The 13,509-nt window shown below is 65.8% G+C and carries 11 protein-coding genes; 7 read left to right on the forward strand and 4 right to left on the reverse strand.

Annotated elements, in window-relative coordinates; translation table 11 throughout:
- Positions 1–15 precede the first annotated feature (15 nt).
- The 3 genes from AB7Z56_RS18300 to AB7Z56_RS18310 all read right to left on the reverse strand — a co-directional run bounded on the left by AB7Z56_RS18300 (position 16) and on the right by AB7Z56_RS18310 (position 4,299).
- Positions 16–1,302, reverse strand: coding sequence for an MFS transporter (locus tag AB7Z56_RS18300; protein ID WP_354113682.1), 1,287 nt, complete (start codon positions 1,300–1,302; stop codon positions 16–18).
- A 68-nt stretch (positions 1,303–1,370) separates the two neighbouring features.
- Positions 1,371–1,811, reverse strand: coding sequence for an EamA family transporter (locus tag AB7Z56_RS18305; RefSeq protein ID WP_208087381.1), 441 nt, complete (start codon positions 1,809–1,811; stop codon positions 1,371–1,373).
- Between the two features lie 10 nt (positions 1,812–1,821).
- Positions 1,822–4,299 carry a hybrid sensor histidine kinase/response regulator gene (locus AB7Z56_RS18310; protein WP_354113681.1) on the reverse strand — a complete coding sequence of 826 codons (2,478 nt, stop codon included), beginning with the start codon at positions 4,297–4,299 and terminating at the stop codon, positions 1,822–1,824.
- A gap of 214 nt (positions 4,300–4,513) precedes the next feature.
- Here AB7Z56_RS18310 and AB7Z56_RS18315 point away from each other — a divergent pair, with 214 nt between their 5' ends.
- The 4 genes from AB7Z56_RS18315 (at position 4,514) to AB7Z56_RS18330 (ending at position 9,096) form a co-directional block, all read left to right on the forward strand.
- Positions 4,514–5,584, forward strand: coding sequence for a zinc-binding metallopeptidase family protein (locus AB7Z56_RS18315; RefSeq protein ID WP_354113680.1), 1,071 nt, complete (start codon positions 4,514–4,516; stop codon positions 5,582–5,584).
- Positions 5,585–5,760: 176 nt separating this feature from the next.
- Complete coding sequence (locus tag AB7Z56_RS18320) at positions 5,761–7,776, forward strand: acetyl/propionyl/methylcrotonyl-CoA carboxylase subunit alpha (protein ID WP_354131465.1); 2,016 nt, start codon at positions 5,761–5,763, stop codon at positions 7,774–7,776.
- Positions 7,777–7,933: 157 nt separating this feature from the next.
- Positions 7,934–8,800 carry an isocitrate lyase/PEP mutase family protein gene (locus AB7Z56_RS18325; protein ID WP_354131466.1) on the forward strand — a complete coding sequence of 289 codons (867 nt, stop codon included), beginning with the start codon at positions 7,934–7,936 and terminating at the stop codon, positions 8,798–8,800.
- The gene (locus AB7Z56_RS18330) at positions 8,797–9,096 is read left to right on the forward strand and encodes an acylphosphatase (RefSeq protein WP_014494616.1); all 300 of its coding nucleotides are present in this window, start codon (positions 8,797–8,799) and stop codon (positions 9,094–9,096) included. The genes AB7Z56_RS18325 and AB7Z56_RS18330 overlap by 4 nt, the downstream gene beginning before the upstream one ends.
- 67 nt (positions 9,097–9,163) lie before the next feature.
- Here AB7Z56_RS18330 and AB7Z56_RS18335 read toward each other — a convergent pair whose 3' ends face one another.
- Positions 9,164–10,684 carry a PAS domain-containing sensor histidine kinase gene (locus AB7Z56_RS18335; protein WP_354113677.1) on the reverse strand — a complete coding sequence of 507 codons (1,521 nt, stop codon included), beginning with the start codon at positions 10,682–10,684 and terminating at the stop codon, positions 9,164–9,166.
- A gap of 151 nt (positions 10,685–10,835) precedes the next feature.
- On the opposite strand from AB7Z56_RS18335, the gene AB7Z56_RS18340 reads away from it, so the two are divergent.
- The 3 genes from AB7Z56_RS18340 to AB7Z56_RS18350 are packed head-to-tail and all read left to right on the forward strand — an operon-like array spanning position 10,836 to position 13,508.
- Entirely contained in the window at positions 10,836–11,393 is a 558-nt protein-coding gene (locus AB7Z56_RS18340; protein ID WP_071912979.1) for a GbsR/MarR family transcriptional regulator, read from the forward strand.
- Between the two features lie 16 nt (positions 11,394–11,409).
- Positions 11,410–12,075 carry a DUF4166 domain-containing protein gene (locus tag AB7Z56_RS18345; protein WP_354113676.1) on the forward strand — a complete coding sequence of 222 codons (666 nt, stop codon included), beginning with the start codon at positions 11,410–11,412 and terminating at the stop codon, positions 12,073–12,075.
- Positions 12,072–13,508, forward strand: a complete 1,437-nt coding sequence (locus AB7Z56_RS18350; RefSeq protein ID WP_441256388.1) for a TIGR01777 family oxidoreductase — start codon at positions 12,072–12,074, stop codon at positions 13,506–13,508. Before AB7Z56_RS18345 ends, AB7Z56_RS18350 begins: the two co-directional genes overlap by 4 nt.
- The last annotated feature ends 1 nt before the right edge of the window (position 13,509 follow it).

The raw sequence follows: 13,509 nt of genomic DNA on the forward strand, positions 1-13,509 counted from the left end.
TGAGGTTGGGTCGGTTCATTCGGCAGCGATAACCGATGCTGGAGCCGCTGTCTTCCCCTGTGCCTGCAAGGTGCCACGCCGGGTCTCGGGCAAGGCGAGGAGGCAGACGACGGCGCCGATCGCGGCGACCGCGCCAAGCGTGATGAACGCCGCGCTGTAGCCGGCGCCGACCACGACGAGGCCCGCAAGCGTCGTCGACAGCGCCGCGCCGATGCTCTGGGCGGTGATGACGGCGCCTTGCGCGACGTTGAAGCGGCCGGTGTTGCGCATGAGGTCGGCGACGATGACGGGAAAGATCGCGCCAAAGATGCCGGCGCCGACACCGTCCAGAAGCTGCACGCCGACCAGCCAGAACGGATTGTCGGAGAGCGTATAGAGCGCGCCGCGAATGGGCAGGATCAACAATGCGGCGAGGAAGAAGCGCTTGTGGCCCCATCGGTCGGCCTTCGCACCGACCAGCATCGCGAACGGCACCATGACAACTTGAGCTGCGACGATGCAGGCCGACATCAGGCTGGTGCCCATGTTCTTGTCCTGCAGCGCGAGTTTCTGCCCGACCAGCGGCAGCATGGCCGCGTTGGACAGATGAAACAGCACGACGCAGACCGCGAAGACGAGGAGGGGGCGACAGGTCAGGAGCACCGCGAGACCTGAGGGCTGTTCCGGCCGGTCACCGGTATCGGCGTCGTGCAGCCCGCGCGCGAGGTCGTGGTCGATGGCGCGGGCGGGGATTGCGAGAATGCTCACGAGGCTTGCGACCGCCATGGCAGCGAGAAGGTAGAACACCACGGTCGGACCGAACCAATAAGCGCTGAGCCCCGCGAGCCCGGCCGCGACCGCATTGCCGGCGTGATTAAAGGTCTCGTTGCGGCCGATCCGCCGGGTGAAGGCGGCATGACCGAAGATGCCCAGCGAGACGGCGGCGATCGCCGGCGGAAAGATCACTGCCGCGGCCTGCGCGATGCCTTGCGAGACCGCGACCGGCAGGAAGCTGGGAAACAGCGGCAGCGACAGTGACGCCAGCGTCACCATGATGGCGGCGATGACCATCGCCAGCCGCTTCGCCCGCGTCGCATCGACCAGTGCGCCGGCCGGCGTCTGCGCCACGATGCCGGCAATGGTCGCGATCGACATGACGAGGCCGATGCGCGCCTCGTCCCAGTGCTGCTCGGTGAGGAGATAGACGGCGAGATAGGGCCCAAGCCCGTCGCGGACGTCGGCGAGGAAGAAATTGGCCGCATCCAGAGCGCGGCCGGCGCGTCTCGTCTGGTCGGTGGGGTGATGGGAGGCCTGGCTCGACATCGGTCTCTCGATCGAGGCTGGGAAGCGACCGGCCAGAAACCGATCTCACGCCACCTTTGTTCCACTCTTCAAAACTTCACGGCCAGCAGCACCGCACCGGCGCCGATCATGGCGATGCCGAGCCAGCCCTGTGGGGTCGGACGCTCGCCGAGAAAGGTGAAGGCGAAAAGAGCCACCAGCACGACGCTGAGCTTGTCGATCGGCGCCACCAGCGTCGCCGGGCCAAGCTTCAGCGCACGGAAATAGCACAGCCAGGACGCGCCGGTCGCAAGCCCGGACAACACCAGGAACAGCCAGGTCTTCGACGAGACCGCCGACGGCACCGCGAACTGGCCGGTGAAGAACAGCAGCACCGAGAAGGCGAGCAGCACCACGATGGTGCGGATGAACGTCGCCAGATCCGGATTGATGTTCTCGACGCCGACCTTGGCGAAGATCGCGGTGAGTGCCGCAAAGCAGGCCGAGAGCAGCGCCCAGGTCTGCCAGGCCGAGAGGAGGGCGGGTTTCATCGGTTATCTCTCACCTTGCCGCCGCCAACTTTTCGGTGATCGCCTTGCGCAGGATACGCGACAGCGATTCCACGGAGTACGGCTTCTGGATCAACTCGAACCCGCGATGCGCGTTCTCGGCGAGGACGTTGCTGTAGCCGCTGGTGAGCACGACGGGCAGGCCCGGATAGCGCTCGCGGATGACGCCGGCGAGCTCGACGCCGTTCATGCCGGGCATGATGACGTCGGAGAAGACGAGGTCGACGGCGAATTCGTTCTCGCCGAGAATGCCGAGCGCCGCATTGGCGTTGGCGACCCGGCGGACGACATAGCCGAGATCTTCCAGCAGCTCGGTCGAGAACTGGCCGACGTCGTCATTGTCCTCGACCACGAGCACGCGATAGCCGCGCCCGGTGGTGGCGGCCTCGCTGGTCAGTGCCGCAGCGTCCTTCTCCGCGGCGGGACTGTGCGCCTGCGGCAGGTAGATGGTGAAGGTCGCACCTTCGCCGTGCGTGCTCGTCACTGCGATGTCGCCCTCGGACTGCTTTGCGAAGCCGAAGGCCTGGCTGAGGCCGAGGCCGGTGCCCTTGCCGACCTCCTTGGTGGTGAAGAACGGCTCGAAGATGGCGTCGATGTTTTCAGGGGCGATGCCGCTGCCGGTGTCCGCGACCGAGATCGCGACATAGTCGCCGCCGCGCGCCGACTGCGCACGCAGGCTCGGGATGCCCGCGACCTTGCGCACGGCGATGGTGAGTCGGCCTTCGCCATCCATGGCGTCGCGGGCGTTGATGGCGAGGTTGATCAGCGCGGTCTCGAACTGCGCGATGTCGGCCACCGTGAAGCAGTCGGCATCGTTCACCTCGACGGCGATCGCGATGCGGCCGCCGACCAGTGGCCGGACCAGTTGCGCCACGGCCTCGACCTGGCTGCCGACGTTGAAGATCTGCGGCTTCAGCGGCTGCCTGCGCGCAAAGGCCAAAAGCTGCGCGGTGAGCTTGGAGGCGCGCTCCACGGTGTCGGAGATGGCGTCGACATAGCGGCGGCGGCGTTCTTCCGGCAGTTCGCGGCGGCGCAGGAAGTCGGTCGCGGAGCGGATGATGGTGAGGAGATTGTTGAAGTCGTGGGCGACGCCGCCGGTGAGCTGGCCGATCGCCTCCATCTTCTGCGACTGCCGCAGCGCTTCCTCGCCGCGGCGGCGCTCGGTGATGTCGACGGCCTCGGGCACCGCACCGGTGATGTTGCCGTGGCGGTCGAGCACGGGACGCATGCCGAAGTCGAAATCGCGCTCTCCGATGGGCAGGCGCAGGCGCATCTCCAGCCGCACCGCTTCGCCTCTGAGCACGGTGTCGAAGGCCTCGCGCACGACGGCGCTCATGCCCTGGGTCTGGTTGAACCAGGGCGTGTCCCAGAACGGTTTGCCGATGACGTCGCGGGCCTCCACGCGAATGCCATCGAGCGCAGTCCGGTTCGCGTAGAGCAGCTCGCCCCTGAGATTGACCAGCCCCTGATACTGGTTGCTTGTCTCCAGGATCGCGCGCAGCCGCGCCTCGTTGGATTCGAGCTCGGCGGTGCGCTCGGTGATGCGCTCCTCCAGCGTCTCGTTGAGTCGCCTCAGCTCGATCTCGGCCTGCTTGGCGGCGGTGATGTCGTGGGCGACGCCGATGAAGCCGATGTGCTTGCCGGTCGGGTCCCAGCGCGGCTGCGATTCCGAGCGCAGCCACCGCCATTCACCGCTGGCGTTCTTGTAGCGCGCTTCCAGCACGAACGGCTTCAGCGACGCTTCGCCCTGGACGGATTGCTGCAGCACATGCGGCAGGTCGTCCGGATGCAATATCTTGCGCCAGTCGAAATCGATGGCCTGGTCGTAGGGCAGGCCGATGAAGTCGACATAGGCCTGGTTGGCGAAGGAGCGCGTGCGGTCGAGCTTCGTGACCCAGATCGGCACCGGCGCGCTGTCGGCGATCAGCCGGAAGCGCTCCTCGCTCTCGCGCAGCGTCTCGCGCGCGAGTGCCTGGGCGGTGATGTCGATATGGGCGCCGACGAGGCGAATGGCGCGGCCGTCACTGTCGCGCTCGAACTTGGCGACGACGCGGATCCAGCGGGTCTCGCCGTCGTTGGGGCGGATGATGCGGTATTCGGCGGTGTAGTCTTCGTTCGTCCCGGCCAGCGCATCGAGGAAGTGCTTGACCGCGGCGTCGCGATCCTCGGGATGGATGCGGTTGACCCAATCCTCATGCGACTCGTCGGTGGCATCCGCCGGCAGCCCGTGGAGCATCAGATATTCCGGCGAGCGGCGGTTCTTGAAGCCTTCGCGGAAGTCGACCTCGAGGCCGCCGACCTTGCCGATGCGCTGGATACGCGCCAACTCTGCCTCGCGCTCCTGGAGCGCGTGATAGGCGTCGTCGCGCTCGCGCGCGATCTCTTCGAGGTGCTGGCGCAGCCTTTCGGCGGCGGTGGTATCGGGCAAGGGATCGTTCAAGGTGTCGGCCGTTGTGATGCAAGAGCGCACGTGCCGGGCCGATATTCCCACAGACAAAGCGTGATAGCCATTACTCAAAAGGGGATAAGGACGGAAAGGCGCCACCGATCGCAGGGGCGGGTATGAACGAACGCCCGGTCTGGCTATTTGTTCCCGAATGTTGGAACGATGAGCCCCCCGCGCGCGTATTTGCGAGGCGTCGCAACTCTTAATCATAAAACTCTCTTCCCGAAGAGGCTAAATCTTGAAGCTCTTTGTCTGCCAGGACTGCGGCAACGTCCTCTATTTCGAGAACCGCGCCTGCGAACGCTGCGGCCACCGCGTCGCGTTCCTGCCGGAGAAGGAGACGATGTCGGCGATCGAGCCGGACGGCGAGGCCTGGATGACGCTCGCCGACAAGGGCAAGGGGCGGATGCTCTGCCGTAACGCCGAATACGACGCGTGCAACTGGCTGACGGATGCGGGCGACACCACCGGCTATTGCCGCGCCTGCCGCCACAACGGCATCGTGCCCGATCTGTCCGATCCGGTTCAGCTCGCCGGCTGGCGCGAGTTGGAGGTGGCGAAACACCGGCTGTTCTATTCCCTGATCCGCTGGAAGCTGCCGCTCCAGACGCGGCAGGAAAATCCCGAACATGGGCTGATCTTCAATTTCCTCGCCGACGATCCGAACAGCGGGCAGAAGATCATGACCGGCCACGATAACGGCCTGATCACGATCGCGCTGACCGAGACCGACGAGATCGAGCGCGAGCGGCGCAGGCTCGAGATGGGCGAGCCCTACCGCACGCTGCTCGGGCATTTCCGCCACGAGGTCGGCCACTATTTCTGGGAGGTGCTGGTGCGCGAGGGCGGCAGGCTGGAGCAATGCCGCGCCGTGTTCGGCGACGATTCCGCCGATTACGGCCAGGCCTTGCAGCTCCATTATGCCGAAGGCGCGCCGCCGGACTGGCAGCAGACCTACGTCTCGGCCTACGCCACCACGCATCCCTGGGAGGATTTCGCCGAGACCTGGGCGCACTACCTCCACATCGTCGATACCCTGGAGATGGCCTCGGAGTTCGGCATGGAGGTACGCCCCCGGGTCGATCGCGACGGGGAGTTGACGGCGCGCATCCGTTTCAACCCCTATGAGACGAGGGACGTCGAGGCGCTCGTCAATGCATGGCTGCCCTTCACCTTCGCCATCAACAGCGTCAACCGCGCCATGGGGCTGCGCGATCTCTATCCGTTCATCCTGTCGCCGGCGGTGGTCGGCAAGCTGGGCTTCATTCACGACTTGGTCAGGGACGTGGCCAAGGCCGCGAAGCCGTAGGTCCGCTCATGGGCTCACCGGGCCGATTTCGGTCTTGCGCTGGTACGCCAGAGGGCCGCGGATTTAGACCGTTGCCTCCGGCTGATTTTGATGTACCACGGGAGCCACAACGGCCCATCCGATAGGCCCCAACGGCCAGGGAAGGGTCCCGCCCAAGGTCGAGACTCAAGAAAAGCATGTTCAAACGCATCCTGATCGCCAATCGCGGCGAAATCGCCTGCCGGGTCATCAAGACCGCTCGCCGCATGGGAATTCAGACGGTTGCGGTCTATTCCGAGGCCGACCGCGATGCCCTCCATGTCGAGATGGCCGACGAGGCCGTTCTGATCGGCCCGCCCGCAGCCGCCGAGAGCTATCTGGTGATCGAGAAGATCGTGGAGGCCTGCCGCAAGACGGGCGCCGAGGCCGTGCATCCCGGCTACGGCTTCCTGTCCGAGCGCGAGGCGTTTCCGCGCGCGCTGGAGGCCGCCGGCATCGTCTTCATCGGCCCGAACCCGGGCGCGATCGCGGCGATGGGCGACAAGATCGAATCCAAGAAAGCCGCCGCGAAGGCCAAGGTCTCGACCGTGCCGGGCTATCTCGGCGTCATCGAGGACGACAAGCACGCGGTGAAGATCGCCGACGAGATCGGCTATCCCGTGATGATCAAGGCCTCCGCCGGCGGTGGCGGCAAGGGCATGCGCATCGCGCATTCGAAGAGCGAGGTTGCCGAGGGCTTCAACCTTGCCAAGGCCGAGGCGAAAGCCTCGTTCGGCGACGACCGCGTCTTCGTCGAAAAGTTCATCGTCGATCCCCGCCACATCGAGATCCAGGTACTGGGCGACAAGCACGGCAACGTCATCTATCTCGGCGAGCGCGAATGCTCGATCCAGCGCCGCAACCAGAAGGTCATCGAGGAGGCGCCGTCGCCGCTGCTCGATGAGGCCACCCGCCGCAGGATGGGCGAGCAGGCCGTCGCGCTGGCCAAGGCGGTGAATTACGACTCCGCCGGCACCGTCGAATTCGTCGCAGGGCAGGACAAGAGCTTTTTCTTCCTGGAGATGAACACGCGCCTTCAGGTCGAGCATCCCGTCACCGAGCTCGTCACCGGCATCGACCTCGTCGAGCAGATGCTCCGCGTCGCCGCCGGCGAGAAGCTCGCGATCACCCAGAAGGACGTTACGCTCACCGGCTGGGCGGTGGAATCCCGCCTCTACGCCGAGGACCCGTTCCGTAACTTCCTGCCCTCGATCGGGCGCCTCGTGAAGTATCGGCCGCCGGCCGAAGCCAGCCAGGACGGCATCACCGTGCGCAACGACACCGGCGTGCAGGAGGGCGGCGAGATCTCGATCTATTACGATCCGATGATCGCCAAGCTCGTCACGCATGCGCCGTCGCGCGCGGCCGCGATCGAGGCGCAGGCCACCGCGCTGGATTCGTTCTATGTCGAGGGTATCAGGCACAACATCCCGTTCCTGTCGGCGCTGATGCACCATCCGCGCTGGCGTGAGGGACGGCTCTCGACCGGTTTCATCGCCGAGGAATTCCCCAAGGGCTTTGCCGTGCGCGTGCCCGAAGGCGAGGTCGCGCGGCGGATCGCGGCGGTCGGCGCCGCCATCGACCACGTGCTCGGCGAGCGCAAGCGGCAGATCTCGGGCCAGATGGGCGGCCGCGTCGTGCAGCGCGAGCGTCGCCGCGCGGTCTGGCTCGACCGCCAGGAGATTCTGCTCGAGGTCGGACGCGAGGGCGAGGCGATCGCGATCCGGTTCGTCGATGCCGAAGGCAAGGCCGGCAACGCGCATCTGCTGCAGTCGCCGTGGAAGCCGGGCGATCCGGTCTGGCAGGGCACCATCGACGGCCATTTCGTCGCGGTGCAGGCGCGCCCGATCGCCAACGGCATCCGCCTTGCGCACCAGGGCGTCGAGGTGCCGGTCTATGTCTGGACCGAGGCGGAAGCAGCCTCGGCACGGCTGATGCCGGTGACCACGGCCTCCGACAGCGGCAAGAAGCTGCTCTGCCCGATGCCGGGCCTTGTGGTCTCGATCGCGGTGACCGAAGGGCAGGAGATCAAGGCCGGCGAGACGCTCGCGGTGATCGAAGCCATGAAGATGCAGAATGTGCTCCGCGCCGAGCAGGACGGCACGGTGAAGAAGATCCACGCCAGCGCGGGCGCGACGCTCGCGGTGGACGCGCTGATTCTGGAGTTTGCGTAAAGCAAGTGAGTGGGGCCCTCACTGGCCCCACCAACACCGTCATTGCGAGCGCAGCGAAGCAATCCAGACTGCCTCTGCGGAAAGATTCTGGATTGCTTCGCTGCGCTCGCAATGACGGAGTATGTTGCGGCTGCGTCGCAACAGTTGAGAGGGCACCATGGCCTTTCGTTCCCGCCGAGAAAAACTGCGTTCGATCCTGACGGGCTCGACCTGCGTTCATCCCGGCTCGGTCTATGACGCGATCTCCATCCGTATCACCGAGGATCTCGGCTTTCCGCTCGGCATGTTCGGCGGCTCGGTGGCCTCGCTCGCGGTGCTCGGCGACCCCGATGTCACGCTGATCACGCTCACCGAGCTTGCCGAGCAGATGCGGCGGATGTCGCGCGCGGCGACGCTGCCGGTGCTGGTCGATGCCGATCACGGCTATGGCAATGCGCTCAACGTGCGCCGCACGGTGCAGGAGCTGGAGACCGCGGGCGCCGCCGGCCTCACCATCGAGGACACGCTATTGCCGGCCGCCTTTGGCGAGGCCAAGACACAGCTGATCTCGCTGGAAGAAGGCGTCGGCAAGATGAAGGCGGCGCTGGATGGCCGCGGCGATCCCTCGCTCGTCATCATGGGCCGCACTGGAGCTGCCTCGGTCACCTCGATCGAGGATGCGATCCGCCGGGCCAGGGCCTATGAGGCGACCGGCGTGGACGCGCTTTTCTTCACCGGCATCAAGTCGCGCGCCGAGCTCGAGGCGATTGTCGCCGCTACGCGCCTGCCGATCGTGCTCGGCGGTGCGCCGGACGAGTTGAACGCGATTGACTATCTCGCCAGCCAGCGCGTCCGCATCGCGCTTCAGGGCCACGCGCCGATCGCGGCTGCCACGCAGGCCGTCTACGAAACGCAGAAAGCGTTGCGCGAGGGCACGCCGCCGAAGAACCTCACAGGACTTCCGTCGCCGGACCTGACCAGCCGCGTGATGCGCGAGGCCGACGTCAAGGCACGCAGCGCCGGCTTTCTCGGGCTGAAAAAATGAGCCGGGCGATCCTCCAGGTCATGATCCGCGGCCGCGTGCAGGGCGTCGGCTACAGGGCCTGGGTCGAGTACCAGGCAACAACGAGTGGCCTCGAAGGCTGGGTTCGCAACCGCCGCGATGGCAGCGTGGAGGCGCTGTTTGCGGGAACGCCGAAGCATGTCGCCGACATGGTCGCGCTGTGCCGCCACGGCCCGCCATCCTCGCGCGTGGACAGCGTCACCAGCGAGACGGCCGGTGCGGATGAGTTGAACCTGCGGAGGGCAGGGGAAGCGTTTTCGGTGTTGCCGACGGTGTGAGAGCGGATTCTCTTTCCGCGCGGGCGGTGCGCTCCCTCGCCCCGTTCTTACGGAGAGAGGTGAAAAATCACCGCGGCAGCTTCGAGATCGCCTCGCTCAGCTCGTGAATCTCGTAGGGCTTGCGCAGGATCGGGAAGTCGCCGCGGACATCGGCGGCGGCTTCGCTGTAGCCGGTGGCGAGCAGGATCGGCAGGCCAGGGTGGATCTGGCGCAGATGATGGGCGAGACCGAGCCCGTCCATCTTGCCGGGCATCACGATGTCGGTGAACACGAAGTCGACGCCGTTCTTCTCGAGCTCGCGCAAGGCGGACTCGGCGTCGGCAACCCGGTGCACGCGATAGCCGAGCTGCTCCAGCAATCCGATGCTGACGAGCGCGACGTCGGGATTGTCCTCGACCAGCAGCACGGTGCCGCTACCGGGAACCGGCACTGCTTCAGGGATATCGATTGGTGCGGTCGCGGTTTCGCGCGGCAGCAGGATGGTGAAGGTCGTGCCCTTGCCGAGCTCGCTTGCGACCCTGACCGTGCCGCCCGCCTGATGAGCGAAGCCGTGCACCTGCGACAGGCCGAGGCCGGTGCCTTTTCCGACGGGTTTGGTCGTGAAGAACGGTTCGAAGATCTTGTTGACGACGTCGGAGGGGATGCCAAGCCCGGTATCGGCGACGGTGATGGCGACGTACTCGCCGCTGTGGAGCGGATCGTTCAGGACGACGTTGCGTGCGCCGACCGTCACGGTACCGCCGTCGGGCATGGCGTCGCGAGCGTTGATGACGAGATTGAGCAGCGCCGTCTCGAGCTCGGAGACATCGGCCTTGACCGACCAGACCTCGCGGTCGATGTCGAAGGCGAGACGAACGGCGCTCCCGACGCCGGCGTGAAGCACTTCGCGGATCGCCTCGATGCGGTCGCCGAAGCGGATCGCCTGGGGATTGACGCTCTGCCGCCGCGCGAAGGTCAGGAGCTGGGCGGTCAGTGCGGCGCCGCGCTTGGTTGCGGTCTCGATCGCGGACATCGCGCGCTGAATCTTGGCCTCGTCCTCGTCGCGCTTCTTGAGGATGTGAAGGCTGCCGCTGATGATCATCAGGAGGTTGTTGAAGTCGTGCGCGACGCCGCCGGTGAGCTGCCCGAGCGCATCGAACTTCTGCGACTCGGCAAGCTGCCTCTGCATCGCTTCGAGCTTGAGCTGCGAATTGCGCCGCTCGGTGATGTCGCGGGTGATCTTGGCGAAGCCGACCAGGCTGCCGTGCTCGTAGATCGGATCGATGATGACGCTCGCCCAGAAGAACGTGCCATCCTTGCGAACGCGCCAGCCTTCCTCCTCGTAGCGGCCGTGGTCCCGCGCGATGCCGAGGGCACGGGCGGGCTTGCCGTTGGCGCGGTCGGTCTCGGTGTAGAAGCGCGAGAAATGCTGGCCGACGATCTCTTCGGGCGAATAGCCCTTGATCCGCTCGCCGCCGATGTTCCAGCTCGTGATGATCCCGGTGGGATCGAGCATGTAGAGCGCGTAGTCCGCGACTCCTTCCACCAACAGCCGAAAACTGCGCTCGCTTTCGAACAAGTCTCTCTGTTGACTGGACTTTGTCGTCATTCTCAACCCGCCTGGAACCGGGGCAAACGCCCCGAAGGGCGTTTGGTTCCCGTTCTCTGGGCCGTTTTTAGGCAAATACGACGGACGGTATACAGGACGCAAGCCGCCGAGCGCTCTTGACAATCAGTCGCGCTCGTCAGATATTTCTGTTATGACAGAAATAACCGGAAAGAAGAAACTGCCCACCGCCGTCGAGCGCTTCATCCTGCATTGGGGCGACATGGGGGACGGGTGGGGCGTCAACCGCTCGGTCAGCCAGATCCACGGGCTGCTTTATCTCGCCGAGGCGCCGATGACGGCCGAGGACATCGCCGACACGCTCGGCATGGCGCGCTCCAACGTCTCCAACTCGCTGAAGGAGCTGCTCGCCTGGAACCTGATCCGGCGGGTGCCGATCCTCGGTGACCGCCGCGACCATTACGAGGCCGAGACCGACATCTGGGAGGTCGCCGCGAGAATCGCGGCGCGGCGCAAGGAGCGAGAGCTCGATCCGGCGATCACGGCGCTCAGGGCCTGCGTGTCCGATGCCGCAGATGATCCGACCATCAATCCGGTCGCAGCCAAACGGCTGAAGGAGATGCTCGCCTTCACCGAACTCGCCGACCACTGGTTCATGCAGATGCTGAAGGTGCCGCGACCGCGGCTGGTCGCCTTGATGCGGCTTGGCGAGAAGATCGCCAACCTGCTGCCGCTGGGCAAGGCCAAATAGCGTTGAGGAGGGTACGATGACGTCGGCTCGATTATCAGGCTCCAGCGCATCTCCCTCAGCTCACGTCAAACTACTCGACGACCGCCGCTTCCGCGCGTTGCTGTCGGACGAGGATTGGGGCCGGCTGCCGCTCGCGACCTGGCGGCGCTTTTCGAAACGGGTCGCTGACGGCGACAGTGTCGTTTATGTCGGCGTGGTCGACGAGGTCTCCTTCAGCGACATCGGCTGGTGGTTCGCGCAAGCCGCCCGCCTGATCGGCGGACCGCTGCCGACCGGCCGCGACACCGGCGTCCCCATGATCGTGACCGTCACCGAGGACGGCGCGAACGGCGGCCAGACCTGGACCCGCATCTGCGCGCGCAAGCGCGGCTTTCCGCAAGTGATCCATTCCGCCAAGCGTTTCGCCGGTCCGACCGGGCTTGAAGAGTATGTCGGCTTCGGCGTCTCGATGGCGCTCCGCATCGCGGTCGAGGGACAGGCGCTGACCTTCCGTAGTGCCGGTTACGGACTCCAGCTCGGACGCTTGTGGATCCCGCTGCCGCAATCGCTCACGCCCGGCGATCTCACGGTGACGCATAGCGATCTCGGCGAGGGCGCCTTTCGTTTCACCCTCGATGTCACTCACCCGCGTTACGGCGCGCTGATCCACCAGTCCGCCGTCTTCAGGGAGGCCGTATCATGACGCCGCTGTTGTGGACCCTCATCGCCATCCAGATCGTGATGGGCGTGTTCGACACTTTCTATCACCACGAATTCACCGAGCGCCTGGCGTGGCGCCCGTCGCAGCGTTTCGAGCTGAAGCTGCACGGCATCCGCAACATGCTCTATGCGCTGCTGTTCCTGCTGCTCGGCTGGTTGGAGGTTTACGGCGTGCTGGCGATCCTGATCGTGGCAGTCCTGGTCGCCGAGATCGTCATTACGCTGATGGATTTCGTCGAGGAGGATCTGAGCCGCAAACTGCCGCCGAGCGAGCGGATTAACTACACGCTGCTTGCGATCAACTATGGCGCCATCCTGGTGCTGCTGCTGCCGGTGCTGATCGATTGGGCGATGCAGCCGTTCGGCGTGAGTGTCGTGTATCAGGGCCTGCTCAGCATCGCCGCCCCTGCCTGCGCAGTCGGTGCAGCGCTCTGCGGCGTCAGGGACTTTGCGGCGATGCGCCGGCTCGGGCGCATGAAAAGCGTGCCTGCGCACGGGCTCGTCGAGAAGGTCCCCGGCCGCAAGACCGTGCTGATCACTGGCGCCACCGGCTTCATCGGCAGCCGCCTTGCCGCGAGCCTCAGCGGGGCAGGGCACGACGTCATCGCGCTGATCCGTAACCCTGCGAAAGCCGAGATGCTGCCGCCGCCGGTCACGCTGATCACCAGCCTCGATCAGCTCGCATCGGACACGCCAATCGACGCCATCGTCAATCTCGCTGGCGAGCCGATCGGCAACGGCCTCTGGACCGAGGCAAAGCGCGCGAAAATTCTCGGCTCCCGCATCGACATGACCGGCGAGGTCGTAAATCTGATCGCGCGGCTCGAGCGCAAGCCGGAGGTCCTCGTCAGCGGCTCTGCGATCGGCTGGTACGGCCTATGGGCCGACCAGGTGCTGACGGAATCGGCGAAGTCACATGCCTGCTTCAGCCACGAGCTGTGCGCGGCGTGGGAAAAGGCGGCGCGGCCGGCCGAGGAGCTCGGCGTCCGAGTGGTCTGTTTGCGCATCGGCCTCGTGCTGGGCACCGAAGGCGGCTTCATCACGCGCATGTTGACGCCGTTCGAGTTCGGCCTCGGCGGTCCGCTCGGCACCGGGCGGCAGTGGATGTCCTGGATCGAGCGCGACGATCTGATCCGGCTGATTGCCTATGTGATGGCGACGCCCGATCTCACTGGGCCCGTCAACGCCACCGCGCCGATCCCCGTCACCAACGCAAAATTCACCGAAGAGCTCGGCCGTCGTCTGCACCGGCCCGCGGTGTTTCGTATCCCCGGCGGGTTGTTGCGCCGGATCGGCGGCGGCTTTGCCGACGAACTCCTGCTCGGTGGCCAGCGTGTGCTGCCCAACAAGGCGCTGAGCCGCGGTTTTGTCTTTCGGCACGAAACGCTGCGCAGCGCGTTCGAGGCGATCCTGTGAG

This window comes from Bradyrhizobium sp. 482_C4_N1_8 (assembly GCF_052075965.1).
Classification (GTDB): Bacteria; Pseudomonadota; Alphaproteobacteria; order Rhizobiales; family Xanthobacteraceae; genus Bradyrhizobium; species Bradyrhizobium barranii.

Coding starts and splice junctions, on each gene's coding strand:
- AB7Z56_RS18300 (WP_354113682.1), bottom strand. CDS start 1,302: ATGTCGAGCCAGGCCTCCCATCACCCCACCGACCAGACGAGACGCGCC.
- AB7Z56_RS18305 (WP_208087381.1), bottom strand. CDS start 1,811: ATGAAACCCGCCCTCCTCTCGGCCTGGCAGACCTGGGCGCTGCTCTCG.
- AB7Z56_RS18320 (WP_354131465.1), top strand. CDS start 5,761: ATGTTCAAACGCATCCTGATCGCCAATCGCGGCGAAATCGCCTGCCGG.
- AB7Z56_RS18325 (WP_354131466.1), top strand. CDS start 7,934: ATGGCCTTTCGTTCCCGCCGAGAAAAACTGCGTTCGATCCTGACGGGC.
- AB7Z56_RS18330 (WP_014494616.1), top strand. CDS start 8,797: ATGAGCCGGGCGATCCTCCAGGTCATGATCCGCGGCCGCGTGCAGGGC.
- AB7Z56_RS18335 (WP_354113677.1), bottom strand. CDS start 10,684: ATGACGACAAAGTCCAGTCAACAGAGAGACTTGTTCGAAAGCGAGCGC.
- AB7Z56_RS18340 (WP_071912979.1), top strand. CDS start 10,836: ATGACAGAAATAACCGGAAAGAAGAAACTGCCCACCGCCGTCGAGCGC.
- AB7Z56_RS18345 (WP_354113676.1), top strand. CDS start 11,410: ATGACGTCGGCTCGATTATCAGGCTCCAGCGCATCTCCCTCAGCTCAC.
- AB7Z56_RS18350 (WP_441256388.1), top strand. CDS start 12,072: ATGACGCCGCTGTTGTGGACCCTCATCGCCATCCAGATCGTGATGGGC.